Source organism: Cryobacterium sp. TMT2-14, from assembly GCF_004402465.1.
Lineage (GTDB): Bacteria > Actinomycetota > Actinomycetes > Actinomycetales > Microbacteriaceae > Cryobacterium > Cryobacterium sandaracinum.
The window spans coordinates 1-24,550 of the sequence record NZ_SOFV01000002.1; the positions used below are offsets into that span (position 1 = coordinate 1).

The following is a 24,550-nucleotide window of genomic DNA, read 5'->3' on the forward strand; positions in this document are numbered from 1 at the left end:
CTACTACCTCAAAGAAGGCCTCCGGCTGGTCTTCAAGCTGCCCCGCGACGAAGCCGCCGAGGCCCTGGACAAGTGGGTCGGATGGGCCCGCCGCAGCCGGATCCCGTCGTTCGTGAAACTTCAACGCTCCATCGTTAAGCACCGGGCCGCGATCCTTGCATCGATCGAGCACGGCCTCTCCAACGGCCGCATCGAATCCGTCAATACCAAGATCCGACTACTCACCCGAATCGCCTTCGGCTTCAAATCGCCCGACGCCCTCATCGCCCTCGCCATGCTCANGCCCGACGCCCTCATCGCCCTCGCCATGCTCAGCCTCGGCGGCCACAAACCCGCACTCCCCGGCCGGGTTTAACCCACAGAAGCAGCAGGAGAGCCAGAATCTCCGTCGATTTCGTTCAAGGAGAGTCGCTGTAAGGCCCCAAAAACCCCAATCGGCGAACCCTCATCGCCCACGGCGGCGGGACTCACACAGCGGGAAGCTAGAAGACGTCCGGGCTCGGCGTGCTCGATTGGCGGATCGACACGTCGGCGTGCCGGTCGAAGCGGTAGCCGACCCCGCGCACGGTGCGCACGATGTCTTCGTAGCGACCGAGCTTGGCGCGCAGGCGACGCACGTGCACGTCGATGGTGCGCTCATTCGGCGCGTCTTCCTCGTCGGAGGCGTTCCACAGCTTGGCGATCAGTTCGGCGCGCTCGATGGTGCGGCCTTCGCGGAGCACCAGGTACTGCAGCAGCTCGAATTCCTTGTAGGTGAGCGCCGCGGTCTCGCCGTCGAGGATGACTCGCTTACGGGAGATGTCCACCACGACGCCGCCGAGTGCGCGGTCGGGGTCGTCTGTCACAGTGCGGTGCCGGGCCAGCGCAGTCGGGTCCTGCAGGGCGAGGCGCACGACGTCGACGTCGCGTCCACCGGCTCCGGCGGGCGCCAGTGCGACGGCGGCATGAGTCTCCGCGGTCGGCGCGATGGTTCCGGTGAGGGCTTTGAGCGCCTCGACGATGCGGCTGAGGCTGGTCCCGGCCGCGGCGGCCGTGGCCTCGTCGATGCCGACGTAGAAAACGAAGCCGCGGGCCTGAGTGCCCTCGGGCACGGCGCGGATGCGGGGTGCGGCGGGCGTCGGAACGGCCTGGCGTACGAGGCGTGCGGCCTGGGCCGAGCGGGCGGTGTCAATGTGGGCAAGCGACATGAGAGTAATCCTTGGCTGGGGTACTGCAGGTGAACCCGACGCTGAGGAGCTGTTCCGGGTTCGAAAAAGTGCGGCCGGTGAGGCCTGGAGGGAGCGAGAGAGGCTCCGGAATTCAACCAGCCGGCCGCGTGAAGTCAGCGGGGCGGGAACTCGGCGAGGTGTTCGCTGCTTAGCGGGACATTCGGCAACACGCACAGCAGCTGCCGGGCATCATCATGCCGGCAGTCCCGGGGGCCTCGAAGGAGGTCTGGGGGCGTGCGCTCGTTGTCATAGTTGCGAGTAAAGCCCACTGTTACGGCGTGTGTCAATTCTGCAACCAAGGATGACGCCGTGTGACACGCATCACGTTCGGTGGCTCCGCGGCGGATCGGAGAATCCACTGCGGATCGCGAAAGCATGAAAGTTTCCATGATGAAATTCAATTTCATCAAAGATTCTTGAATATGCCGGGTACTGGCGCCCGGCATGTCGCAGGACCTGCGGTGTCCGCCGCCCGGCGGAATTGGTGCTCGCTAGAGCTAGACCAAACCGTAGAGGCGGTCGCCGGCGTCACCGAGGCCGGGAACGATGTATCCGTGCTCGTCAAGCTTGTCGTCGACGGCACCGAGAACGATGGTCACTTCGCGGCCCTCGAGGGCCTTCTCGACCGCGGCGAGCCCCTCAGGCGCGGCGAGGATGCAGATGGCCGTGACATCGACGGCGCCGCGGTCGAAGAGGAACTGGATGGCTGCGATCAGCGAACCGCCCGTGGCCAGCATCGGGTCGAGCACGAAGCACTGGCGGTCGGAGAGGTCGTCGGGCAGGCGCTCCGCGTAGGTGGCGGGCTGAAGGGTCTCCTCGTTGCGGGCCATGCCGAGGAAGCCGACCTCTGCCGTCGGTAGCAGTTTGACCATGCCCTCGAGCATGCCCAGGCCGGCGCGGAGGATCGGCACGACGAGCGGCTTGGGGTCGCTGATCTGCACGCCGCGGGCCTCGGAGACCGGGGTCTGCACGGTCACGTCTTCGACTCGCACGCCGCGGGTCCCCTCATAGGCGAGGAGGGTCATCAGCTCTTCGACAAGTGACCGGAAGATCGGCGACGGCGTGTTCTTGTCTCGGAGTACCGTGAGTTTGTGGGTGATCAGGGGGTGGTCGGCTACGTGGACTCGCATAGGCTCAATCTACTAGTCGGGAAGGGAACGTAGATGGGCGAGGTCGATCGCCGGCACAGCGAATGGATGCGGCTCGCGCTCTGCGAGGCCCGCGCTGCCCTCGAAACGGGGGATGTGCCCGTCGGTGCGGTGGTGCTGGACCCGTCCGGCCGTGTGATCGGCCGCGGACGCAACGAGCGCGAAGCGCTGCAGGATCCCACCGGCCACGCCGAGATCGTCGCCATCCGTCTCGCTGCCGCGTCCCTGGGGGACTGGCACCTGACCGGCTGCACCCTGGTGGTGACGTTGGAGCCCTGTGTGATGTGCGCGGGCGCGATCCTGGCCGCACGGGTGCCGGTCGTGGTTTTCGGAGCGTGGGACGAGAAGGCCGGCGCCTCCGGATCGGTCTACGACGTGCTGCGTGACCGCCGGCTCAATCACCGCGCTGAGGTCTACGCCGAGGTCGACGCTGACGAATGCGGGGAACTGCTCAGGGCGTTCTTCGCGGACCCAGCCCGTCGAGCCATTCGCTGAACATGGACCGGGAAGCGTTCTGCATACCGCTGGAGTAACGTTCGCGTTCGCGGCGCAGGTCGCCCACGTCGAAGCCCTCGGCGGCCACCTCCGCCTCCGAGGCCGCCAGCCACACCTCGTGCATCTCCTCGGTGACCTCCGGGTGGAACTGCACGGCCAGCGCCCAGTCTCCGATCCCGAAGGCCTCATTGCCGTACTGGGGGGACCCGGCGAGCCGTGTCACCCCGTCGGGCAGGTCGAACGTGTCGCTGTGCCACTGGAAGACGGGTACGCCGCTGACGTGCCGCAGCGGGGAGGTCGCCCCGGCCTTCGTGGGCTCCACGGAACGGTAGCCGATCTCGTTCGTCGGCCCGCGGTAGACGCGGGAGCCCAGGGCGCTCGCCATGAGCTGCGCACCCAGGCACACGCCGAAGACGGGCAGAGAGGCGCCGAGCCGCTGCGTGAGCAGGTCGATCTCGGCGTGCAGCGCGGGGAACTCGTCGGCCTCGTAGACCCCCATCTCGCCGCCGAGAACGACCAGCAGGTCGGCTTCCCGCGGGTCGAGGGCGCGCACATCCTCCTTGAGCGTGTCGACGTAGCGAATGGAGTAACCGTACTCCCGCAGCACCGGTTCGAGGTTGCCGAGGTGGATCGTGTCATCGTGGCGCAGGACGACCGCGGTGCGGGTCACTCGCTGCCTTTGATGACGATGGTGTCGGTGGGCGGCGTGCGGCGGTTGGGGTCGAAGAACAGGCCCGGCTCGAGGTAGATGACGCGGGCCGCCGGCACGGCCTCGCGGATGCGGGTTTCGACGGTGCTGATGCCCGCTGCCACATGGGAGAAATGGCTGTCGGCCTCGAAGGCGATCCTGGCGGCGACGAGCAGTTCGTCCGGGCCGAGGTAAAGGGTCTTGAGGTGGATGATCTTGCGCGTCTCCGGACCGGCCAGGATGGCACGCTCGATGGCCGCGGCATCCGTTTTACCGGCGCCTTCGCCGACGAGGAGGCTCTTGGTCTCTACGCCGAGGACCACGGCGACCAGGACGAGCAGTACGCCGATGAACAGGGTGCCGATGGCATCCCAGACGGGCTCGCCGGTGATGATGGTGAGGCCGACGGCGAGGAAGGCGAAGACCAGGCCGGCGAGAGCGGCGATGTCTTCGAGCAGCACGACGGGCAACTCGGGCGCCTTCGCGTGCCTTACGAACTGCACCCAGCTTTGGTTGCCGCGCACGAGGTTCGATTCCTGGATGGCGGTGCGAAGTGAGAAGGACTTGAGGCCCATGGCGACCAGCAGCACCGCGATGGGCAGCCACGGCACGTCGAGCGGGTGCGGGTCCTGCAGCTTCCGCACACCCTCGTAAAGGGAGGAGACGCCGCCGACGGAGAACAGGATGATCGACACCACGAACGCGTAGACGTAGCGTTCCCGGCCGTAGCCGAACGGATACTCCTTGTCGGCTTCCTGCTTGGCCTTGCGACCGCCGACGAGCAGAAGCACCTGATTTCCGGAGTCGGCCAGGGAGTGCACGCCCTCGGCGAGCATCGAGGAGGAACCGGAGAATGCCCAGGCCACGAATTTCGTGATCGCGATCCCCAGATTGGCGAGGAGTGCCGCCACGATTGCTTTTTTCCCGCCAGAAGTGCTCATGGGGCAATCCTAGAATGCACACCAGACGGACCCGGCACAGGGGGCGAAAGTAGACTCGTCGGATGACTTCGACTGCAACCACCACACTGCCCGCCATCGCGTTCCTCGGCGCCGGATCGATGGCGAGGGCCGTTCTGACCGGGCTGCTGAACCCGAATGTGACCGTTCTGGGCGGCATCCGGGCAACCAACCGCTCCACGGCGAAGGCCGACGAACTCGCAGGAATCCCCGGCGTCACCGCCTGGGCCACCGCCGACGAGCCCACGGCCAACCGCAAGGCCGTCGCCGGCGCGCGCATCGTGATCGTCGCCGTGAAGCCCGTCATGGTCCTCGACCTGCTGGCCGAGATCGCCGACAGTCTCGAACCGGGCACGCTCGTCATCAGTGTCGCCGCCGGCGTCACCATTGCCACGTTCGAGGCGTCGCTGCCCGAATCCGTGTCAGTCATCCGCTCGATGCCGAACACGCCGGCCCTCGTCGGCAAGGCCGTCACCGGGCTGAGCGCCGGCACGCGGTCCAGCGACACCGATCTCGAGCTCGCGAGGTCCCTCTTCGGCACCGTCGGCGACGTCCTGGTCGTGCCGGAGGAGAAGCTCGATGCCCTCAGCACCATCTCCGGGTCAGGTCCGGCCTACGTTTTCTACCTGATCGAGCAGCTCACCGCCACGGCGATCGCCAAGGGTTTCACCCCGGAGGAGGCCGCGGTCATGGTGAACGGCACCTTCCTCGGTGCGACGAGCCTGCTGGTGGCATCCGACCTGTCCCCGACGGAACTGCGCCGCCAGGTCACAAGCCCGAGCGGCACCACCGAGCGTGCCGTGTGGGAGCTGGAAAAGGGCGGGATCAAGGACCTGTTCGACCGGGCGACGGATGCCGCACTCGCCCGGGCCCGCGAACTCGCCGGCCACTAGACCTCCAGGCCACGAGAACTCCAGGCCCCTAGAACTCCAGCGACGCGAACCGCTCGATGTCGGACTCGGTGCCGGAGACGATGATCAGGTCCTGGTCGGTGATGACCGTCTTCTCGGTGGCGTAGGTGAAGGGGCGGTCGGGGCTCTTCACGCCGACCACGGTGACGTTGTACTTGCGGCGCAGCCCGGATTCGGTCAGGTTCAGGCCCCGGATCGGCTTGGGCGGGATCATCTTGACCAGGGCGAAGTCGTCGTCGAATTCGATGAAGTCGAGCAGGCGTCCGGAGACGAGGTGCGCCAGGCGTTCGCCTGCCTGTGCCTCCGGGAAGACGACGTGGTTCACCCCGATGCGCTCGAGGATCGTGCCGTGCGACTTGGAGATCGCTTTCGCCCAGATCTGCGGGATCCCGAGGTCGACCAGATTCGCCGCGATCAGCACACTGGCCTCGACGGACGAGCCGACGGCGCAGACGGCGATCGAGAATTGCTGCGCGCCGATCTGGCGAAGCGCTTCCAGGGAGGTGGCGTCGGCCTGCACCGCGTGCGTGACGCGTTCGGACCACTTCTGCACGAGGACCGCGCTGTCGTCGACGGCGAGCACATCCCGTCCGAGCCGGTCGAGTTGCCCCGCGGTGGCCGCGCCGAACCGGCCGAGGCCGATCACGAGCACCGGTGCGTCGTGTTTGAAGCGGTCAGCCAACGATGGGTCTCTCTTCCGGACGGGAGAACAACTGCCTGCTCTGGCTCGCGGCGAGGGCAGCCGCGAGGGTCACTGTACCAATCCTGCCCATGAACATGGTTGCCGCCAGCACATACACTCCGGCCGGAGGCAGTTCGCCGGTCAGGCCCGTCGACAGGCCGCAGGTGGCGAACGCGGAGATCACATCGAAGAGCACCTGGTCGAACGGCGCGTTGGAGATCTGCAGGATCAGGATGCTGGACACGGCAACCGTCGTGGCGCCCCACAGCACCACGCTGACCGCGAGCCTCAGGATGTCGCTGGGGATCCGGCGGCCGAACGCTTCCATCTGGCTTCGTCCGCTGGCCTCGGCGAAGGCGGCGAGGAAGAGGATGGCCAGGGTCGTCACCTTGATGCCGCCGGCGGTCGACGCGGAGCCGCCGCCGATGAACATCAGCATGTCTGTGGCGAGCAGGCTCGCCCCCTGCAGGTCGCTGATGTCGATGGTCGCGAAGCCCCCGGACCGGGTCATCATCGACAGGAAGAGCGACTGGAAGATCGTGTCGCCCACGTTCAGCGACCCGAACGTCTTCGGGTTGTCGAACTCGAGCGCGATGTACACGGCAACGCCGGCCACGAGCAGCACCACGGTCGTGAAGAGGGTCAGTTTCACGTGCAGCGACCAGCGTCTGGGGCTATGCCAGCCCCGGGCGAGGGCGTAGATCACCGGGAAACCCAGGCTGCCGAGGAAGGCGCCCACCATCAAGGCGCTGAGGAACCAGTAGTCGCTGGCGAACGGGGCCAAAGCTCCGACGTTGGGGGAGAAGCCGCTGTTGGTGAACGCCGTGGCCGCGTAGTACACGCTCTGCCAGAGCGCCTCGCCGACAGGTGTCCCGACCGCGAGGATACGCGGAAAGAGCAGGATAGCCACGACCAGCTCGATTACGAAGGCGCTGATCGCGACCGTCACGAGCAGGTTGCCGACCTCGCCCAGGCGAACGGCCTGTCCTTCATTGACCGGTCCGGCATGGATGCGGGAGGGGTTTGTGTCACTGGCGGCCATCAGCCGGGCGCGCAGGCCCAGGCGCCGGGAAATGACCATTCCCATCAGGGAGGCGAGGGTCAGCACGCCGACCCCGCCGATATTGACACCGACCACCACCAGGACATTGCCGAAGGCCGACCAGTGCGTGGCCATGTCCACCGTCGCTAGGCCGGTCACGCAGATCACCGACACCGCGGTGAAGAGGGCGTCGTGCAGCGGGGTGACGATGCGGTCTGCCGTGGCGATGGGCAGGGAGAATAGGAGGGTGAACACCAGGACCAGCGCGGTGAAAACGAGGATGGCGAATCGGGACGGCGAGCTGCGGACCAGACCGTCCACTGAGTCTCGCAACCAGGCGTACCAACTGGTGGGACGCGGTGCGAAGGCGGAGTCCGCCATCCGTGTCTGCACTGAAACCTCCGACTTGCTCGCGACGAACGGCCGTCGACATGGTATCCCCCACCGGGAATGAGTAGCCTTGAGGCATGGCAGACATCTTCGGCGTGGTGGCGGATTCGACCCGACGCGAAATTCTACGCATTCTCCTCGAGCGATACAACCAATCGAACACGGCCGGCGGAGAGCTGAGCGTGTCTGACATCGTCGACAAGCTCGGCCTGAGCCAGCCAACCATCTCGAAGCACCTGAAGGTGCTGCGCGAAGCGGGCCTGGTGGGCGTGAGAGAAGCCGGTCAGCACCGGTATTACCATCTTGACTACGCGCCGCTCGAGGAAATCGAAGACTGGCTGATTCCCTTCCTCAGCGTCGACTTCGATGCCACCGCCGAGGAGCCGACCGAGGAGACCGAGGGCTTGAAGGTGGAACAGCGGGCATTCGCCGCGGCCATCGGAAAGGCCTTTGCGGAGACATCATACCAAATGGCGCATGCGGTCAAAGATGCGAAGCCCCGAAAATGGCGGAGAATCGACTAGTCGGCGGCGCTTGAGCGCCCGAATGCGCACACCGCGTCGGAGAGTGTTGTTTTTCCGGTAGACTGGTATCTACCGTGTCTGTCGCGAATCCCGCGGCGAAACCAATTCTTTTGTGAGGTCCGTGTGGGTTCTGTAATCAAGAAGCGACGCAAGCGTATGGCGAAGAAGAAGCACCGCAAGCTGCTTCGTAAGACTCGCCACCAGCGTCGCAATAAGAAGTAGACGGTTCTCGACCGTTTGAAATAGCTACCGGCGTAAGCGCTAGGCCCCTGGGGTCTAGCGCTTTTTGCTTGCCCGGGTGGCGGCCGTGATGCTGCCGCGTTTGAGGATCATCACCGGCCAGTGGCGGGCTGCGGCATAGCGGCGGAGCGTGGCATCCGGATTCACGACCACCGGATTGCCGACCAGGTCCAGCAACGGAATGTCGTTGTGGGAGTCGGAGTAGGCCCAGCAGACGGCCAGGTCGACACCGCTGCGCTCTGCCTGAGCGTTGGCGGCGACGGCCTTGCTGACACCGTGGCAGACACCCTCGGTGAGGCGGCCGGTGAAAATTCCGTCGACGGCCTCGAGCCTGGTACCGAGCGCGCCAGTGAGGCCCAGCCGTTCGGCGATGACGTCGGCCACCTCCTGGGCGGTCGCGGAGACGAGCCAGACCTCGCGCCCGGCCTGAAGGTGCGCACGGGCGACGGCGACCGTTTCCGGCCAGAGCCGCTGCAAGAGGCGGGCGTCGAAGATCTCCGTGCTGAGCGCGACGAGTTCGTCCCGGCTGTAGCCCACGACCACTTCCAGCGCGCGCTCCCGGATGCTCGCCAGGTGCATCCTGTTTTCGCCGACGTAGAGGAATCGGGCCTGTTTCCAGGCGAAGGAGAGCAGGTCCCGGCCGGTGACCAGTCGTCGCCGCCAGGCACCCACACCGAGGTGGTACAGGCTGGCGCCGCGCAGGAGGGTGTTGTCCACGTCGAAGAACGCGATTGCGGGGGCGATGGTGTCTTCGGACATGTGTGCGGTCAAGTCTAGTTGCGTGTTGCGTCGGCGAGCCAGCATAGGCTGGAGCAATGGCTACTGCACTCCTCACCCTGGTCGGCAAGCCCGGCTGTCACCTCTGCGATGACGCCCGGGATCTGGTCGGCAGCGTCGTGACCAAACTCGCCGACGACCCGTCCGCCCCCGACATCGTGCTCGAAGAGCGCTCGATTCTCGACGACGCCGAGCTGCACGCCCTGTACGTCGAGGACATCCCGGTGCTCCTGCTCAACGGCAAGGTGCACAATTACTGGCGCATCGATCCACTGCGGCTGCGCACGGCGCTTCTGGCCGTGCAATGATCCGGCACATCGTCTCCTGGCAACTAGCCCCGGCCGACCCGGTCCAGAAGGCCGCCGCCGCGGCCGGGATCGCGGTCCGCCTGGAAGGGCTCGTGGGCGTCGTCGACGAGATCCGCTCGCTGCAGGTGGGTTTCGACGTAGCCGGCGGCTCCAACTGGGACGTCGTGCTGATCGCCGACTTTGACGACCTGGACGCCGTCAACCGCTACCAGGTGCACCCCGCCCACCAGGCGGCGGGAACCTTCATCCGTTCCGTCGTATCGTCGAGGATGGCCGTCGACGTCGCCGTCTGACCGTTCGGCTACGGCCCGTTCGGCTACGGCTCGAGGCGCGTCGGGCCGCGGAACAGGTAGGTGACCTCGCGGATGCTGGCCTGGTGCAGCATCAGCATGAGTACCCGGGCGAGGCCCATGCCGAACCCGCCGTGCGACGGAACGCCGTAGCGGAAGAAGTCGAGGTAGCCCTCGATCTCCTCGGGGTCGACGCCCTTCTCCTTGGCCTGCTCGACCAAAATGTCGATGCGGTGCTCGCGCTGCGCTCCAGTGGAGATCTCGGTGCCGTTGAAGATCAGGTCATAGCTCTTGGTGATGCTCGCGTCGCCCTCGTGGCGCATGTGGTAGAACGGCCGGATGCTTGAGGCGTAGTCGGTGAGGAAGACGAACTCGTGGCCGAAGGTCTCGAGCACGTAGGCGGCGATCCGGCGTTCGCCTTCGGGGTCCATGTCGTCGTCATCGCGCGGGACCTCGTAGCCGCGGGTCTTGACGATCTCCTTGGCCTCGGCCAGCGGGATGCGCGGGAACGGTGTACTGGGCACGGTGACCTCGACCCCGAAGAGGGCCAGGACCTCGTCGCCGTGCTTCTCCTTGACGGCCGTGAATCCGGCGACAAGCAGCTCTTCGTGCAGCTGCATGACGTCTTCGTGGCTGTCGATCCAGCTGATCTCGGAGTCGACGCTGGTGAACTCGGTGGAGTGACGGCTGGTGAACGACGGGTCGGCGCGGAACGCCGGTCCGACCTCGAAGATTTTGCCGAAGCCGGCGGCCTGGGCCATCTGCTTGAAGAACTGCGGGCTCTGCGCGAGGTAAGCCTTGGTGTCGAAGTACTCCACCTCGAACAGCTCGGCGCGGGACTCGCTCGCGCTGGCCATCAGCTTCGGGGTGTGCAGCTCAATGAAGTCATTGTCGATCCAGTACGTGCGCAGTGCGTGCTCGAACGTGGTCTGGAGGCGGAAGATCAGGTTCTGCTTGGGCTGGCGCAGATCGAGGAAGCGCCAGTCGAGGCGCTTGTCAAGATTGGAGTCGGCCGCGATCGGGGTCTCGGGGATGGCGACCGTGACGACCTCGAGGGTCGCGAGCTTGATTTCGATGCCGCCGAGCTTGACGCGCTCGTCGTGCTTGAGCTCACCGGTGACGGTGACGAAGCTGCCCTGCGACAGGGTGGAGATGGTGGTGGCCGGTTCGTCGGCGACGACAATGCCGTCGGCATCCGTGGTGCGCGGGTTCACGAGCTGCACCGCGCCGGATTCGTCGCGCAGCACGACGAACTGCACCTTCTTCTGGTCTCGGACGGTGTCGACCCACCCGGACACCGTCACGGGTCCGTTGTCGAGGGCGGCCAGGTTCTTGATCACTATGCGCTCAGTCACCGGTCAAGTTTAGCCGCACGGCTCTCGGCGTATTCGCGGGTGCCCCCTCCGTAGACTGGGAACGTGGTAGCCAGACAGGTACATCTCGTGCGGCACGGTGAGGTTTTCAATCCCGAGCGCGTTCTGTACGGACGCCTGCCCGGATTCCGCCTCTCCGATCTGGGGGCTCAGATGGCCGAGGCGGCTGCCGCCGATCTGGTGGAGCGCGGGCGCCCCGTCGCCCGCATCATCTCCTCACCGCTGCAGCGTGCGCAGGAGTCGGCCGCTCCGATCGCGGCTGCCTTCACCCTTCCGGTCGACATCGACCCGCGCATCATCGAGCCGACCAATTTCTTCGAGGGCAAACGGATGCGGGGCACGGGCGGGGCCTTGCGCGATCCCCGCAGCTGGCACGCGCTGATCAACCCGCTGCGTCCCAGCTGGGGCGAACCGTTCGACTCGATCGCGAAGCGCATGCTCGCCGCGATCGAGGATGCCCGCAACTCGGTCGACGAGGGCGACGTCGTGCTCGTCAGCCACCAGCTTCCGATCTGGATGGTGCACCGCGCCCTGGCCCGGCAGCGTTTGCCGCACGACCCGCGCAAACGCCGCTGCGACCTGTCGAGCATCACAACCCTGTCCTGGCCCGGCGGCTTCCCCGACGAGACCGGCTACTCCAACCCTGCCCTGTCGCTGCAGGTCGGCGCCTCGGACGTAGGAGCCGTATGAACCTTCGTCCCCGCGCCGCCGTCACCGCTCTGGTTGCCGTGGCGCTACTGCTGACCGGCTGCTCCGCCGACCCGCTCGCCGAACAGTACCGCGAGGGCAGCAGTAAGGGCTTCATCGCCGGTGACGGCAGCTGGACCGAGATCCCGGCCGCCGAGCGCGGCGATCCCATCTCCTGGAGCGGCGCCGACGAAAACGGCGACCCGCTCTCCAGCGAGGACTACGCCGGCGAGGTCGTCGTGGTCAACTTCTGGTACGCCAGCTGCGCGCCCTGCCGGGCGGAAGCCCCGGCCCTGCAAAAACTCAACGAGGAATTCGCCGGCACGGACGCCCACTGGGTCGGCGTCAACGTGCGGGACCAGGCCGCGAACGCGACCGCGTTCAACGAGAGCTTCGGCATCACCTACCCGTCGGTGATGGACGTCGACAACGGGAGCATGCAGCTCGCGTTCAGCGGCAGCATCCCGCCCAACGCCGTTCCCACCACGCTGGTGCTCGACCGGTCAGGCCGGGTCGCGGCCCGCATCCTCGGTGCGATCTCGGAGCCCTCCATCCTCGAAACTCTCGTGCGCGACGCGATCGCCGAGGATTCGTAGGCGTGGACAACCCCTTCGGCGAGATCGTCTTCAGCGGCCAGCTCTACCTGGCCATTCCCATCGCCGTGCTGGCCGGGCTCGTCTCGTTCGCCTCTCCCTGCATCCTCCCGCTCGTGCCCGGCTACCTGGCCTACATCGGCGGCTTCACCGACGGCAGCTCGACCGCCGCGCGCGGCGACCGCCGGGGCCGCAACCGTCTGCTGCTCGGGGTCCTGTTGTTCATCCTCGGCTTCACCCTCGTCTTCGTGCTCACCGGTGTCATTTTCGGGGTTGCCGGATTCTGGCTGAACCAGTATCGAGATGCGATCACCCGCATCGCCGGCGTCGTGGTAATCCTGCTCGGCCTGGTGTTCGTCGGCCAGTTCGGTTTCGCGCAGCGCAGCGTGAAGGCAACCTGGAGACCGGGGATGGGCCTGGCCGGCGCCCCTCTGCTCGGCGCGGTCTTCGCCGTGGGCTGGACCCCCTGCACCGGCCCCACGCTCACGGCCATCAACTCTCTCAGCCTGACCACGGGCTCTCCCTGGCAGGGGGGACTGCTGGCCCTGTTCTACGCGCTCGGGCTGGGCATCCCGTTCCTTCTCATCGCGCTCGGCCTCAGCTGGGCGACCGGAGCCGTTTCCTTCCTGAAACGGCACGTCAGGGCTATCAACCTGTTTGGCGGTCTCCTCCTCGTTCTCATCGGCGTGCTCATGGTCAGTGGCGTGTGGAACGCCTGGCTCCTCGACCTGCAAGGAACGATCGGAAGTTATGTCCCGGCCATCTGACCATTACGACGCCCCGGCCTCCGCGGGAATCGTGCAACCGCACCTCGGCTTCGCAGGCTGGCTGCGCTGGTTCTGGCGCCAGCTGACGAACATGCGCACCGCGCTGTTCCTTCTGCTGCTTCTCGCGATCGCCGCCGTGCCGGGATCCCTGGTACCCCAGCGCAGCTCCGACCCGAACGGGGTTACCCAGTACTTCGCCGACAACCCCGACCTCGCACCGCTGCTCGACACGGTTCAGGCGTTCGACGTCTACTCGTCGGCGTGGTTCTCGGCCATCTACCTGCTGCTGTTCATCTCGCTGATCGGGTGCGTCATCCCGCGCACCAGGCACCACTACCTCGCGCTGCGGGCCAAGCCGCCGCGCACCCCCGCCCGCCTGTCCCGGCTGGCCGGCTTCACGGCGCGCATCGCTCCGGCCGGCACGGATGCCCAGGCCGCCGTCGAGTCCGCCCGCAGGCTTCTGAAGACCAGCGGCTACCGGGCGGCCGTCTTCGAGAATCGCGGGGAGACCTCGGTCTCGGCCGAGCGCGGCTACCTGCGTGAAACCGGCAACCTGGTCTTCCACTTCGCCCTGGTCGGCATCCTGATCACCGTCGGTTTCGGTGGCGGCTTCGGGTTTAGCGGCCAACGTGTGCTGGTCGAAGGGCAGACCTTCGTGAACACCCTGCTGGCCTACGACTCGTTCAACCCCGGCCGGTTCTTCAACGACACCAGCCTCACGCCCTATAAACTCACCCTCGACAACTTCGACGTCACCTACGAGGAGGAGAACCTCAAGGCCTACGGCCAGCCGATCGACTTCACAGCAGAGGTCACCATCACCCCGCGGGGTGAGGCCGCAGAGGCCAGCCAGGTGAAGGTGAACGGGCCAGCCCGCACCGGCGGCACCGACGTCTACCTGCTCGGCAACGGCTACGCCCCCACCCTCACCGTAAAGGACCCGAACGGGGTGGTCGTCTTCACCGACTCTGTGCCGTTCCTGCCGCAGGATGCCAACCTCACCTCCCTCGGCGTGATCAAGGTTCCCGACGGGCTCGCCGAGCAACTCGGCATGATCGGCTTCTTCTACCCGACCCAGGCCACCGCGGATTCGGGGGCCTTCTTCTCCTCCTTCCCTGACCTCGAATACCCGCTGCTGACCCTCAACGTCTACTCGGGAGACCTGGGGCTCGACGCGGGCGTGCCGACGTCGGTCTACTCGCTCGACATCGACAAGATGACCCAGCTCACCGGGGGCAAGACCGGCGTGGAGTCGATCGAGTTGAAGCCGGGGGAAACCCGGGAACTGCCGAACGGCCTCGGGTCCGTCACTTTCGACGACGCCAACCCGGGGGCGCAGAACGGGGACTTCTCTGGTTCGGTGCTGCGGTTTGCCTCGTTCGACATCCACCACGACCCCACCCAGCTCTGGGTGCTGTCCTTCGCCGTTCTGGCCCTGCTCGGCCTGCTGACGTCACTGTTCGTGCCACGTCGGCGGGTCTGGGTGAAGGCCGTGCCGGAGCAGGACGGCTCGCTGCGCCTCGAATACGCGGGTCTAGCCCGGGGCGAGGACCCGACCCTGGAATCCGCCGTCAGCGACCTCGCCGATCGGCACACGGACCTGCTGTTATCCTCCCAATCGGCCACCCCGGCATCCGAACAGAAATAGGCTGTCATCGTGAATCTCAACGAGCTCTCCATTCTGAGCCTCTACTCGGCCATGGCGGTCTACGCCCTCGCGTTCATCGCCTTTTCCTTCGACCTGGCCAAGCGCTCCGCGGCGGTCACCTCCGCCACGGCGGCAGACGCACAGGTGCGCCGGGCCGCATCAGCGCGCGCGGAAGCGGCCGGCGCGGCGGGCGGAACCACCACCCTCACCCGCATCAGCGCTCGCATCGCGAACGACGCGGTCACCCCCTACGGCCGCTCGGCCAGCCTGCGGGTGGGCGTCTCGCTCACCGTGCTGGCGTGGCTGATCCACCTGGTGTCGGCGGTGCTCCGCGGCGTGGCCGCCGAGCGCGTCCCGTGGGCGAACATGTACGAGTTCGCGATGACGGGCACCCTGCTGATCGTCTCGGTGTTCCTGATTGTGCTGACCCGCGCCGACCTGCGCTTCCTCGGCACCTTCGTCACCGGCATGGTGCTGGTGCTTCTCGGCATCGCGGCGCTGCGCTTCTACGTCGAGGTCGCGCCCCTGCCGCCGGCCCTGCAGTCGGCTTGGTTGGTCATTCACGTCTTCGTCGCCTCGCTGGGCACGGGCTTCTTCGCACTCGGTTTCGCCCTCTCGACCGTGCAACTCCTCCAGTTCCGGCGTGAGTCGCTCCTCGCGTCCGCGAAGAGCGGTCGGCTGCGGTTCCTGGCCACCCTGCCGTCGGCGGCCACGCTGGAGAACCTGGCCTATCGGGTCACCATCATCGGCTTCATCCTGTGGACCTTCACCCTCATGGCCGGCTCGATCTGGGCCGAACAGGCCTGGGGCCGCTACTGGGGCTGGGATACCAAGGAGGTCTGGACGTTCATCATCTGGACCCTCTACGCGGGCTACATCCACGCCCGCGCGACCCGTGGCTGGCGCGGATCACGGTCCGCCTGGTTGTCGATCATCGGCTTCGCCGCCGTCATGTTCAACTTCGGCATCGTCAACGTCTTCTTCAAGGGCCTGCACTCCTACTCCGGCCTCTAGACCAGGGGTCCTCGCTCCTAACGAATTCGACGGAGATTTCGGCCGGATCGCCGCCAAACAGGCCGAAAACCCTCTTCTTGCGCAGAATCTCCGTCGAATTGGTTCAGTCGGCGAGTAGCGCGTAGCAGCGGGTCAGGCGGGCCAGCCACCAGTCACGCCGCTCGTCCGCGGCTGCGTAACGCTCCAGCAGCTGCGGGTCGGGGGTCACCCGACGCACCGGGATGCCGCCGTCGACCGGCAGCAGCGGGTCGGTGGTGACATCCGCGGCAAGGAGCGACGCCGTGCCGAGTCCGCAGTCGAAGTTGAGTTCCGGAATCGCGGCGGCCAGGTGGGCGCCCATCGAGATGCCGACCGAGGTGTCGAGGGCGCTTGAGACCACGGCGGGCAGCCCGGTCTGGTTGATCAGCGCCAGGGCGGCGCGGATTCCGCCGAGCGGCGCGGCCTTGATCACGAGGATGTCGGCCGAACCCGTGCGGGCCACCAGCAGCGGGTCCTTGGCGCGGCGTACGCTTTCGTCGGCGGCGACGCCGACGTCGAGGTAGCCGGTGCGGCGGCGGATCTCGGCGAGTTCCTTGATGGTGGCGCAGGGCTGCTCCACGTATTCGAGGTCGAACTCGTTGAGGGCGTGGATGGCGTGCTCCGCCTCATCGACGTTCCACAGACCGTTCGCGTCGACACGGATGCGCCCCTCCGGCCCGAGCACACGGCGAACCATGCGCACGCGTGCCACGTCGTCGGCGAGGGTCTGACCGGGGTCGGCGACCTTCACCTTGGCGGTGCGGCAGCCGGGGAACCGGGCGAGCACGCCGGCGACCTCGTCGGCGGTGACCGCCGGCACCGTCGCGTTCACGGGGATGCGTCCCCGAAGCAGGGGCGGCGTGGCCTGCCAACCGAAATCGAGGGCGGCCCGCAGCCAGGTGGCAGCCTCCGCGTCGTCGTATTCGGCGAACGGGGAGAATTCCGCCCAGCCTTCCGGTCCCTCCACGAGCAGGGCCTCGCGGGTGTCGAGTCCGCGAAACCGCGTCGCCAGGGGCAGGGCGACGACGCGGGCAGTTCTGAGCAACTCAGCAAGTGGTGGCAGCATGTTCCCAGTGTGCCAGCCGGGGAGTCTCCCGGGGAACGCCGGTCAGGTCAGAGCACGTCCTGGTTGAACGCCGCGTCCACCTCGAGATCGATGTCCGGGCCGTTGTGCGGCTTGACGTTGAGAATTGCGAAGGGGATGCCCGGCGCGATCAGCAGGTAGGCGTCTTCGAAGCGCCCGCCGCCACTGTTCACCCGCAGCCAGTAGGGCTTCCCGGCCAGGAACGCGGTCTCAACCTCGGTCTGAATGGACTCCAATGACCGGCCGCCTAACGAGTACTCCGCGCCGCCGTAGACAATATCGACTCGGATCACGCTTCGTCCTTCACCAGTACTGTCGCGGGTCAATGTGGTTCCGGCACGAGCTGGAGGCCCCCGGAGGAATTGGCCGAAAGCATGAGGGCTTCGATCCATTCGCGGTTGAGGCTGGGGGAGCGCCCGCCGAAATACTTATAGGCCAGGGGTATCGCGGGATGCAGCCAGATCGTGCTGCGGCCGTCGCCGCCCTGGGGGTCGTCTCGCCACGTGAAATAGAAACACTCGCCGCGTCGCAACTTCGCCCCGATGACGACCTGGATATGGGCGAGGACCCGGTCGTCGAAATCTGCTGTCAGAGACGAGTTGTACGTGAGCTTGCCCATATATCCCCCGATAACAAAGTTCTAAGTGAGAATAGCGTGAAGTCGCCAGCACCGCTACGCTCCGTTCAGGGGGGACGGCCGAGGTTCAGTCCCGCAGGTACCGCTCGAGTCGGAGGACCTTCAGCAGGGCCAGTGCGCGCTTCTCGATCTGGCGCACCCGTTCCCGGGTCACGCCCTGAACGACGGCGATCTGGTCCAGCGTTTGGGGCGCGCCCCCGTCGAGACCGAACCGGGACATCAGGATCGACCGCTCCCGCGGCGGCAGGGCACTCATGTAGAAAACGATGTCCGAAGCCCGCATGGTGAGCACGGCGTGCTCCTCGGGCTGGGCCATGCCGCGGTGGACGGCTTGGCGGATCCAGCGGGTGGCGTGAGTGGAGAATTTGTAGCCGGTCATGAAGTCATATTTTTCGACGGCGCGGACGAGGCCGATGTTGCCGTCCCGCACGAGGCCCATGATGGGCATTCCGCGTCCGGAGTAGTGCTTGGCGATGCTGTCCACCAGGCGCAGATTCGCTTCGATGAAGTGGTTCTTCGCGCGGCGGCCGTCATGGGCAATCCAGGCCAGCTCGCGGGCCAAGGACGGGTCGTCGACTCCGTGGAACAATTTTTCGACGGCGAACAGCCCGACCTCGATGCGCTGCGCGAGGGTCACCTCGTCGATGGCGGTGAGCAGGGGCCCCTGCCGATGCGGCGCAGGTAGTCGCCGAAGGCATCCGTCGATGTGCTGTAGCGGGAGGGAGCGGTCGACGGAGCGGAGGTGAAATTCGCTGACGCTGACGCTGACGCCGGGGTCGGGGGCTGATTCGTGGCCGGTGGCGGTCGGGAGCTTGAGTGCTCCGGGGGCTGGGTCTCTTGCGTGGCCGTGCTCATCGCAGTGCCGTTCCGCTGGGTGCCGGACGGAGGGCGAGACTGGCCGTGGCGCGGTCAAAGGATGAGAAGTACGCTCGCTCCCGGGGGCGGCCGAAATCCGTCACTTCGAAGGCGTCGTCCACGCGCTGGATGAAGCCGACCAAGGCGGCCGGATCGCCGTCCGCGATCATCCGGTCGCTGATGCGCCATTCCGTGGGGGAGAGTTCGTTGATCCCGATATTTCTCGCGGGTGGGGTGGGGATCGTTTTTCGTGTGCCATTCTCGGCCATCACTGCCTCCGAGTATTTTTAATAGCTCAGTACACAGGGTGGAAACGACGGCCTCAAGGGGCTTGACTTTGCCGCTCAAACGGGGATGCCAACCAGCTTCCGAGAGGCCCACGGCCAGCCGCATTCCGGGGCCGTAGGCCCGCGTAGGCTGGGTGCATGATCGAACAGGTTTCCGAAATCTTCGACCCGACCCAGTGGCAGGAAGTCGCGGGCTTCGACCGCCTCACCGACGTCACGTACCACCACGACGTGACTGGGAGGATCGCCCGGGTGGCGTTCAACCGGCCCGAGGTGCGGAACGCGTTCCGCCCGCACACCGTCGACGAACTGCACGCCGCCCTCGAGGACGCGCGCGTCAACCCGCGCATCGGGGTGGTGCTCCTGACCGGCAACGGACCCAGCCCGAAGGACGGCGGTTGGGCGTTCTGCTCGGGCGGGGACCAACGCATCCGAGGCCGGGATGGCTACAAGTACGCCGAGGGAGAGACCGCGTCCGGGATCGACACGGCACGCGGCGGCCGGCTGCACATCCTCGAGGTGCAGCGGCTGATCCGGTTCATGCCCAAGGTTGTCATCGCGGTCATCCCCGGCTGGGCGGCCGGCGGCGGGCACTCCCTGCATGTGGTCTGTGACCTCAGCATCGCCAGCGCCGAGCACGGCAAGTTCAAGCAGACGGATGCCGACGTCGGCTCCTTCGACGCCGGCTACGGCAGCGCCTACTTCGCCCGCCAGGTGGGGCAGAAGACCGCGAGGGAAGTGTTCTTCCTGGCCCGCGAGTACTCCGCGCAGCGCGCCTTCGAGATGGGGGCCGTGAACGCCGTGGTGCCGCACGGCGAACTCGAGGTGGAGGCGCTGGATTGGGCCCGCACGATCCTGACCAAGTCGCCCACCGCCATCCGGATGCTGAAATTCGCTTTCAACGCCGTGGACGACGGCCTGGTCGGCCAGCAGGTGTTCGCCGGGGAGGCCACCCGCCTGGCCTACGGCACCGACGAGGCGGTCGAGGGGCGTGACGCGTTCCTGGAGAAGCGCGACCCCGATTGGGGTCCCTACGACTGGCAGTTCTAGGCGACCATGTTCCGTCGGCTGAGGGTGGTGCCGGTCGGTGACCCGCTCGACCTGATGACCCCGTTGCGCCTCGCGCTGGCCGACACCGGCGACGCCGTGCTGCCGGTACCCGGCCGGCAGGAGGCCGCCGGGCGGCTGAGCCTGGTGCGCGTGCCCCGTCAGGTGGCCGTGGTGATCGAGACGTCCGGATCGACGGGTGTGCCCAAGCGCGTGATGCTCAGCACCGACGCCCTGCTGAGCAGCGCCGCCGCCTCCAGCGTGCGCCTCGGCGGCTCCGGTCAGTGGCTGCTGGCCCTGCCCGTGCACTACATCGCCGGGGTGCAGGTGCTCGTGCGCTCGATCGTGGCCGACACCGTCCCCGTCGTGCTGCCGAGCGGCCACTTCGACCCGGCCGTGTTCGCCGCCTCAGCCGGGCGCCTCACCGAGCCGCTGCGGTTCACCGCCCTGGTCCCGGTGCAGCTGGCCCGGCTGGTCGCCGCGGCCGCAGACGACCCTCATCTGCTGGCCGCGCTACGCCGCTTCGACGGCATTCTGGTCGGCGGCCAAGCGCTGCCGTCGCTGCTCGCCGAGCGGGCCGTCGACCTCGACCTGCACGTGTTCGCCACCTACGGCTCGTCGGAAACTTCCGGCGGTTGTGTCTACAACGGCACCCCGATCGGCAACTCCGAGGTGCGCGTGGTCGATGGGCAGCTGGAGATCGCGGGCTCCGTGCTCGCCGAGGGGTACCTCGGTGACCCCCCGCGCACCAGCGACCGCTTCCTCGAGGTGCACGGGGGACGCTGGTACCGCACGGGTGACCTGGGCGAGGTGGATGCCGCGACGGGCCTCGTGCGCGTGCTCGGGCGAGCCGACAACGTGATCATCTCCGGCGGCGAGAAGGTGTCGCTCGACGCGGTCGAGCGGGTCGTCCGGTCGCTGCCGGGCTTCGGCGAGGCCGTGGCGGTGGGGCGGCCCGACGTCACGTGGGGCCAGGTCCCGGTGCTGGTCGTGCCGGCGGAACCCGGTGCGGAACCCGGTGCGGCCGGCCTCCCCGAGGACTCCCTCGAGAGAATCGGGGAAGCCGTGGCATCCGTGCTGGGCAAGGCGGCCAGGCCCGCGTGCCTCGTGTGGGTCGCGTCGATCCCGCAGCTTTCCACCGGCAAACCCGACCGTCTTGCCCTGGGCCGGATGATCGCCGATCTCTGAGCTGCCGAGCTACCGAGCCACCGAGCCACCGAGCCACCGAGCCACCGGCACGTACTATGAAGGCGTGGCACACGGAGCGCGGCCGGTCAGGCCCTCACAACAGCGATTGAATCCCTCGGCAGCGACCTCTTCGGCGGCCCGGAACGGGAGGTCGGGCAACCCGGCCCGGCGGAACGCCCCCGCCGGCCGCGGCCCGGCGCGAACCGGACCGGCCACGGCAGGAGACTGGGTCTCCGGAGCACGCCTGCGCACCCTCCCGCTGGCTATCGCACCGGTGGCCCTCGGCACCGGTGCGGCGATCGTCGTGAGCGGCCCCGGCGTCTTCCATCCGGTACGAGCGGTGCTCGCCCTGATCGTGGCCCTGTGCCTGCAGATCGGCGTGAACTACGCCAACGACTATTCCGACGGTATCCGCGGCACTGACGCCAACCGGATCGGCCCGGCCCGGCTGACCGGCGGCGGAGCCGCCCAGCCCCGTGCCGTACTCACGGTGGCCCTCGCATTCTTCGCGCTCGCCGCGCTCGCCGGCCTCACCCTGGTGGTGCTGACCGGTCAGTGGTGGCTGCTGCTGGTGGGTGTCCTCGCCATCATTGCGGCCTGGTTCTACACCGGCGGACGCAAACCGTATGGCTACTTCGGTCTCGGCGAGGTCTTCGTCTTCGTGTTCTTCGGCCTTGTGGCCACCGTCGGTACCACGTATGTGCAGGTCGGCACCGTGAACACCGAAAGCTGGCTGAGCGGTGTCGGGATCGGCCTGATCGCCATGGCCGTGCTGATGGTCAACAACCTGCGCGACCTGGAGCCGGACCGGGCATCCGGCAAACGCACCCTCGCGGTGCTGATCGGGAGCATGGCGTCGCGCGTCGTGTTCTGCCTGTTCCTGCTGCTGGCGTTCGCGATCGTCGCCTTCTTCGCGGTCTTCTACCCGCTGGCCTGGCTGACGTTTTTCGTGCTGCTGCTGGCGGTGCCGGCCGGGTTGATCACGGTGACGGCGACGACCTCGACCGAACTGGTGCTGGCCCTCAAGCTGACCAGCGTCTCGGCGTTGGCCTACGGGCTGCTACTAGCTCTCGCGTTCGCGCTGTAGGTCGGCATCGGCCGCCCGCGCATCGGCCCGGTCGAGGGCAGCATCCTCGGACACGGCGTCGGGGTGCGCCGGCTCCGTATCGGGGTGCCGCGCCTGGTAGAGGCCCAGCGCGACCTTCTCGCGAGGCTTCCGCAAGAAGATGAAGGAGAGCGAGGCTCCGATCACAGCGGCGGCGATCGCGGCAAGCCACCACTCGATCCGGAGGAAGAGCATCACGGCGAGCGGAACGGCGAACAGGAGCACGCGGAAGACCGAATAGGACACCCAGGCGGGAACAACATTCATGGCCACAGTTTAGATCGCCGGGCTGTGCGCTCACTCACCGATCTCACGGGTGGGAGCCATACACTGTGGAAATGGTTCGCCTGTGGTTCGCTCTTGGAGTCGTCGTCGTCGTCCTCACCGTCTACGCGCTGGTGGATTGCGCGCTCCTGCAACGATCCCGGGTTCGCGGGCTACCACGCTGGGTGTGGATGTTCGTGATCGTGCTCATTCCCGTGATCGGGCCGGTACTGTGGCTGCTGATCGGCCGCGGCCGTGCCAGCACGGGCAAGATCGTGCGATCGTTCGCCCCCGACGACGACATCGACTTCCTCAAGGGTCTGGACCGGGCCACGTCCGACCAGGAACGACTTCGTGCTCTCGAGCAGGAGCTTGCCGACCTCGACGCTCCGGATCCCCGGGACCTCGGTGCGGCAGGAACCACCGACACGACAGGAACCTCCGGCACGACCGGTCAGGGCGGTAAGGGCAGTCAGGCCGGCCAGAACGGCCAAGCCGGGTTCGAGCCGAAAAAATCCGAGCCGGGCGAAGGCGACCTGCCTGGCCGGCGGGATGCCTGACATCGCGTCGAGCGGTAGCCCGGCCTCAGACTTCAGCTTCTCTCTCCTGGGTGAATTCGTGCGTCTGGGCGTGCGCGACCTGGTTCTCAGCCCGGGCGCCCGGTCGCAGGCCCTTGCTTTGGCCGCCGCCGAACTGGAGCGGATCGGGCTGATCCGGCTGCACGTGCGCCTCGACGAGCGCGGCGCGGGCTTCCTCGCTCTCGGCCTAGCCGTCGAGGCCGGCCGGCCGGCGCTGGTCGTCTGCACCTCGGGCACGGCCGTGGCGAACCTCCACCCCGCGGTGCTCGAGGCGCACCACTCGGGGGTGCCCATGATCCTGCTGACGGCCGACCGGCCGAGCGAGCTGCGCGGCATCCGTTCGAACCAGACCACCGTGCAGCCCGGTCTATTCGGTGTGGCGACGCGCCTGTGCGTGGATGCGCCCGCACCGGAGGGTGCGGCCGGCGAGCACGCCGACGCCATTGCCCTGGCCCGACGGGCGACGGATGCCGCCACCGGCGCCACCTCGCTCGATCCGGGCCCGGTGCAGCTCAACCTGGCGTTCCGGGAGCCGCTGTCGGCGCCGGTGGCGCTGACTCCCGAAGCGATCTCCGGCCCGGTCGGACTCGCCGAGTCGGCCGCGGTGCTCGCCGCGCCCGTCGTGGACGCTTCCCCGACCGAACCGGTCTTCCCGGTCACGGGCGGACCGCGTACCGTGGTCATCGCCGGCACGGGCGCCGGCCCCGAGGCCGAGGAATTCGCGCGTACCGGCGGCTGGCCGCTGCTGGCCGAGGTGTGCAGCGGCGCCCGGTTCGGCCCGAACCTCGTCTCCGCCTACCGCGAGTTGCTGCTGGCCTCCGACCTCGGCGGGCGGGTCGAGCGCGCTGTCGTGTTCGGTCACCCGACGCTCAGCCGTGAGGTGCCGGCCATGATCGTCCGCGAGGGTGTGGAGACCATTGTGGTGGCTCCCACCGGCACCGAATGGTTCAACCCCGGAAACCGGGTGCGCGTATTCGCCCGCGCCGCCGCCCCAGACGCCGTGGCCATCGCAGCGGCCGGCAGCCCCGAGGGGCGGGAATGGCTGGGCCGCTGGGTGATGTCCAGCCGGCACCTGTTGGCCGCGGGAGCCGCCCGCGAATCGATCCCGATCGGTGATCGCGGAATCACCCGCGAAGAGCTGGCCGCCATGCGCGCGCCGGTCACCCGGCCCATGCTCGTGGACGCCGTCTGGCGCGCCTCCTGGCCGCACGACCGTCTCGTTTTCGGTGCCTCCCGGTTGGTGCGGGTGGCCGACCGCCGCGTTCCCGGCAAGAAGATCTCCGTGCACTCCAACCGCGGCCTGGCCGGCATCGACGGCACGGTCGCCACGGCCGTCGGCATCGCCCTGGCCAGCCAGACCGGTCCGACGCCGCAGTCCACCGGCGTCACCCGCCTGGTGGTCGGCGACCTCACCCTGCTGCACGATGTCGGGTCGCTCTTGCTCACCCCGGGGGAGGCGCTGCCGCGGCTCCAGATCATCGTCGGCAACGACGGCGGCGGCACCATTTTCGACGGTCTGGAGGTGGCGGCATCCGCCCGCGCCGACGCCATCAACCGGGTTCTCTTCACCCCGCAGCAGGCCGACGTCGCCAACCTCGCCGCCGCCTACGGCTGGTCATACGGTCTGGCGGCCACCCGAAGTGACCTCGAGCGCGCGCTGACCGCGCCGCATGCGGGGCCGAGCATCCTCGAGGTTCCGCTGGTTCGCTAGGTTTGCCGGGGCGTCTGCGGGACACTGATTCT

At 67.5% G+C, this 24,550-nt stretch carries 31 protein-coding genes; 17 read left to right on the forward strand and 14 right to left on the reverse strand.

The genetic code is table 11. The annotated features are described in order from the left end of the window. Positions 1-355, forward strand: a 355-nt coding sequence (locus tag E3O28_RS00865; protein ID WP_166784691.1) for a transposase, incomplete at its 5' end; no start/stop codon positions are given. Between the two features lie 127 nt (positions 356-482). Here the strand turns inward: E3O28_RS00865 and E3O28_RS00870 are convergent. Together E3O28_RS00870 and upp are read right to left on the reverse strand one after the other, a co-directional pair. After that, positions 483-1,187: a winged helix-turn-helix domain-containing protein gene (locus tag E3O28_RS00870; RefSeq protein ID WP_134415026.1), complete on the reverse strand. Its 705-nt coding sequence runs from the start codon at positions 1,185-1,187 to the stop codon at positions 483-485. A 518-nt stretch (positions 1,188-1,705) separates the two neighbouring features. Continuing rightward, entirely contained in the window at positions 1,706-2,338 is a 633-nt protein-coding gene (gene upp, locus E3O28_RS00875) for a uracil phosphoribosyltransferase (RefSeq protein ID WP_104100677.1), read from the reverse strand. Positions 2,339-2,371: 33 nt separating this feature from the next. On the opposite strand from upp, the gene tadA reads away from it, so the two are divergent. After that, positions 2,372-2,851, forward strand: a complete 480-nt coding sequence (gene tadA, locus E3O28_RS00880; protein WP_134415027.1) for a tRNA adenosine(34) deaminase TadA — start codon at positions 2,372-2,374, stop codon at positions 2,849-2,851. Here tadA and E3O28_RS00885 read toward each other — a convergent pair. Together E3O28_RS00885 and E3O28_RS00890 are read right to left on the reverse strand one after the other, a co-directional pair. Further along, positions 2,808-3,521: a glutamine amidotransferase gene (locus E3O28_RS00885; protein WP_134415028.1), complete on the reverse strand. Its 714-nt coding sequence runs from the start codon at positions 3,519-3,521 to the stop codon at positions 2,808-2,810. The genes tadA and E3O28_RS00885 overlap by 44 nt on opposite strands. Beyond that, a complete protein-coding gene (locus E3O28_RS00890; protein ID WP_134415029.1) occupies positions 3,518-4,480 on the reverse strand; it encodes a cation diffusion facilitator family transporter in 963 nt (320 codons plus the stop codon). The genes E3O28_RS00885 and E3O28_RS00890 overlap by 4 nt, the downstream gene beginning before the upstream one ends. Before the next feature lie 62 nt (positions 4,481-4,542). Between E3O28_RS00890 and proC the strand changes: the two genes are divergently transcribed. Beyond that, positions 4,543-5,391, forward strand: a complete 849-nt coding sequence (proC, locus tag E3O28_RS00895) for a pyrroline-5-carboxylate reductase (protein ID WP_104100681.1) — start codon at positions 4,543-4,545, stop codon at positions 5,389-5,391. A 28-nt stretch (positions 5,392-5,419) separates the two neighbouring features. On the opposite strand, the gene E3O28_RS00900 is transcribed toward proC, so the two are convergent. Then, on the reverse strand, positions 5,420-6,091 hold the full coding sequence (locus tag E3O28_RS00900) for a TrkA family potassium uptake protein (protein WP_134375427.1): 672 nt from the start codon (positions 6,089-6,091) through the stop codon (positions 5,420-5,422). After that, positions 6,084-7,514, reverse strand: coding sequence for a potassium transporter TrkG (locus E3O28_RS00905; RefSeq protein ID WP_134415044.1), 1,431 nt, complete (start codon positions 7,512-7,514; stop codon positions 6,084-6,086). Before E3O28_RS00905 ends, E3O28_RS00900 begins: the two co-directional genes overlap by 8 nt. 86 nt (positions 7,515-7,600) lie before the next feature. Between E3O28_RS00905 and E3O28_RS00910 the strand changes: the two genes are divergently transcribed. Both E3O28_RS00910 and E3O28_RS00915 read left to right on the forward strand, forming a co-directional pair. Beyond that, positions 7,601-8,047 carry a metalloregulator ArsR/SmtB family transcription factor gene (locus E3O28_RS00910; protein WP_104100684.1) on the forward strand — a complete coding sequence of 149 codons (447 nt, stop codon included), beginning with the start codon at positions 7,601-7,603 and terminating at the stop codon, positions 8,045-8,047. A 123-nt stretch (positions 8,048-8,170) separates the two neighbouring features. Continuing rightward, positions 8,171-8,269 (forward strand): AURKAIP1/COX24 domain-containing protein, encoded by a 99-nt coding sequence (locus E3O28_RS00915; protein WP_003792170.1) that lies wholly within the window; start codon positions 8,171-8,173, stop codon positions 8,267-8,269. Positions 8,270-8,323: 54 nt separating this feature from the next. Here E3O28_RS00915 and E3O28_RS00920 read toward each other — a convergent pair whose 3' ends face one another. Beyond that, positions 8,324-9,046, reverse strand: a complete 723-nt coding sequence (locus E3O28_RS00920; protein ID WP_166784692.1) for an HAD-IB family hydrolase — start codon at positions 9,044-9,046, stop codon at positions 8,324-8,326. Between the two features lie 56 nt (positions 9,047-9,102). Between E3O28_RS00920 and E3O28_RS00925 the strand changes: the two genes are divergently transcribed. Beyond that, on the forward strand, positions 9,103-9,372 hold the full coding sequence (locus E3O28_RS00925) for a glutaredoxin family protein (RefSeq protein WP_104100686.1): 270 nt from the start codon (positions 9,103-9,105) through the stop codon (positions 9,370-9,372). Then, a complete protein-coding gene (locus tag E3O28_RS00930; protein ID WP_104100687.1) occupies positions 9,369-9,665 on the forward strand; it encodes a Dabb family protein in 297 nt (98 codons plus the stop codon). The genes E3O28_RS00925 and E3O28_RS00930 overlap by 4 nt, the downstream gene beginning before the upstream one ends. Positions 9,666-9,688: 23 nt before the next feature. On the opposite strand, the gene aspS is transcribed toward E3O28_RS00930, so the two are convergent. Then, entirely contained in the window at positions 9,689-11,017 is a 1,329-nt protein-coding gene (gene aspS, locus E3O28_RS00935) for an aspartate--tRNA(Asn) ligase (RefSeq protein WP_166784693.1), read from the reverse strand. 63 nt (positions 11,018-11,080) lie between these two features. Between aspS and E3O28_RS00940 the strand changes: the two genes are divergently transcribed. The 5 genes from E3O28_RS00940 to ccsB are packed head-to-tail and all read left to right on the forward strand — an operon-like array spanning position 11,081 to position 15,744. Beyond that, a complete protein-coding gene (locus E3O28_RS00940) occupies positions 11,081-11,725 on the forward strand; it encodes a histidine phosphatase family protein (protein WP_104100689.1) in 645 nt (214 codons plus the stop codon). Beyond that, a complete protein-coding gene (locus tag E3O28_RS00945; RefSeq protein WP_104100690.1) occupies positions 11,722-12,318 on the forward strand; it encodes a TlpA disulfide reductase family protein in 597 nt (198 codons plus the stop codon). The genes E3O28_RS00940 and E3O28_RS00945 overlap by 4 nt, the downstream gene beginning before the upstream one ends. A gap of 2 nt (positions 12,319-12,320) precedes the next feature. Then, a complete protein-coding gene (locus E3O28_RS00950; protein WP_134415030.1) occupies positions 12,321-13,082 on the forward strand; it encodes a cytochrome c biogenesis protein CcdA in 762 nt (253 codons plus the stop codon). After that, positions 13,066-14,730 (forward strand): cytochrome c biogenesis protein ResB, encoded by a 1,665-nt coding sequence (locus tag E3O28_RS00955; RefSeq protein WP_134415031.1) that lies wholly within the window; start codon positions 13,066-13,068, stop codon positions 14,728-14,730. The genes E3O28_RS00950 and E3O28_RS00955 overlap by 17 nt, the downstream gene beginning before the upstream one ends. Positions 14,731-14,781: 51 nt before the next feature. After that, positions 14,782-15,744 carry a c-type cytochrome biogenesis protein CcsB gene (gene ccsB, locus E3O28_RS00960; RefSeq protein WP_104100780.1) on the forward strand — a complete coding sequence of 321 codons (963 nt, stop codon included), beginning with the start codon at positions 14,782-14,784 and terminating at the stop codon, positions 15,742-15,744. A 103-nt stretch (positions 15,745-15,847) separates the two neighbouring features. On the opposite strand, the gene E3O28_RS00965 is transcribed toward ccsB, so the two are convergent. The 5 genes from E3O28_RS00965 to E3O28_RS16115 form a co-directional block, all read right to left on the reverse strand. Then, positions 15,848-16,828 (reverse strand): o-succinylbenzoate synthase, encoded by a 981-nt coding sequence (locus E3O28_RS00965; protein WP_134415032.1) that lies wholly within the window; start codon positions 16,826-16,828, stop codon positions 15,848-15,850. A 47-nt stretch (positions 16,829-16,875) separates the two neighbouring features. Then, a complete protein-coding gene (locus E3O28_RS00970) occupies positions 16,876-17,139 on the reverse strand; it encodes a hypothetical protein (RefSeq protein ID WP_104100694.1) in 264 nt (87 codons plus the stop codon). Positions 17,140-17,168: 29 nt separating this feature from the next. Next, complete coding sequence (locus tag E3O28_RS00975) at positions 17,169-17,465, reverse strand: ATP-dependent DNA ligase (RefSeq protein WP_104100695.1); 297 nt, start codon at positions 17,463-17,465, stop codon at positions 17,169-17,171. 85 nt (positions 17,466-17,550) lie between these two features. Beyond that, positions 17,551-18,120 (reverse strand): sigma factor-like helix-turn-helix DNA-binding protein, encoded by a 570-nt coding sequence (locus E3O28_RS00980; protein ID WP_166784694.1) that lies wholly within the window; start codon positions 18,118-18,120, stop codon positions 17,551-17,553. A 214-nt stretch (positions 18,121-18,334) separates the two neighbouring features. Beyond that, complete coding sequence (locus E3O28_RS16115; protein WP_166784695.1) at positions 18,335-18,607, reverse strand: hypothetical protein; 273 nt, start codon at positions 18,605-18,607, stop codon at positions 18,335-18,337. A gap of 156 nt (positions 18,608-18,763) precedes the next feature. On the opposite strand from E3O28_RS16115, the gene E3O28_RS00985 reads away from it, so the two are divergent. From E3O28_RS00985 to E3O28_RS00995, 3 genes are all read left to right on the forward strand, one after another. Further along, complete coding sequence (locus E3O28_RS00985) at positions 18,764-19,675, forward strand: 1,4-dihydroxy-2-naphthoyl-CoA synthase (protein ID WP_104100698.1); 912 nt, start codon at positions 18,764-18,766, stop codon at positions 19,673-19,675. A 6-nt stretch (positions 19,676-19,681) separates the two neighbouring features. Beyond that, positions 19,682-20,860: an AMP-binding protein gene (locus E3O28_RS00990; RefSeq protein WP_206750110.1), complete on the forward strand. Its 1,179-nt coding sequence runs from the start codon at positions 19,682-19,684 to the stop codon at positions 20,858-20,860. 244 nt (positions 20,861-21,104) lie between these two features. Further along, positions 21,105-21,947, forward strand: a complete 843-nt coding sequence (locus tag E3O28_RS00995) for a 1,4-dihydroxy-2-naphthoate polyprenyltransferase (protein ID WP_241972957.1) — start codon at positions 21,105-21,107, stop codon at positions 21,945-21,947. Here the strand turns inward: E3O28_RS00995 and E3O28_RS01000 are convergent. Beyond that, positions 21,924-22,232: a DUF4229 domain-containing protein gene (locus E3O28_RS01000; RefSeq protein ID WP_134415035.1), complete on the reverse strand. Its 309-nt coding sequence runs from the start codon at positions 22,230-22,232 to the stop codon at positions 21,924-21,926. The two genes, E3O28_RS00995 and E3O28_RS01000, sit on opposite strands and share 24 nt — an antisense overlap. A gap of 71 nt (positions 22,233-22,303) precedes the next feature. Between E3O28_RS01000 and E3O28_RS01005 the strand changes: the two genes are divergently transcribed. Next, positions 22,304-22,789, forward strand: coding sequence for a PLD nuclease N-terminal domain-containing protein (locus tag E3O28_RS01005; RefSeq protein ID WP_134415036.1), 486 nt, complete (start codon positions 22,304-22,306; stop codon positions 22,787-22,789). Further along, positions 22,782-24,518 carry a 2-succinyl-5-enolpyruvyl-6-hydroxy-3-cyclohexene-1-carboxylic-acid synthase gene (gene menD, locus E3O28_RS01010; protein WP_134415037.1) on the forward strand — a complete coding sequence of 579 codons (1,737 nt, stop codon included), beginning with the start codon at positions 22,782-22,784 and terminating at the stop codon, positions 24,516-24,518. Before E3O28_RS01005 ends, menD begins: the two co-directional genes overlap by 8 nt. Positions 24,519-24,550: the final 32 nt, after the last annotated feature.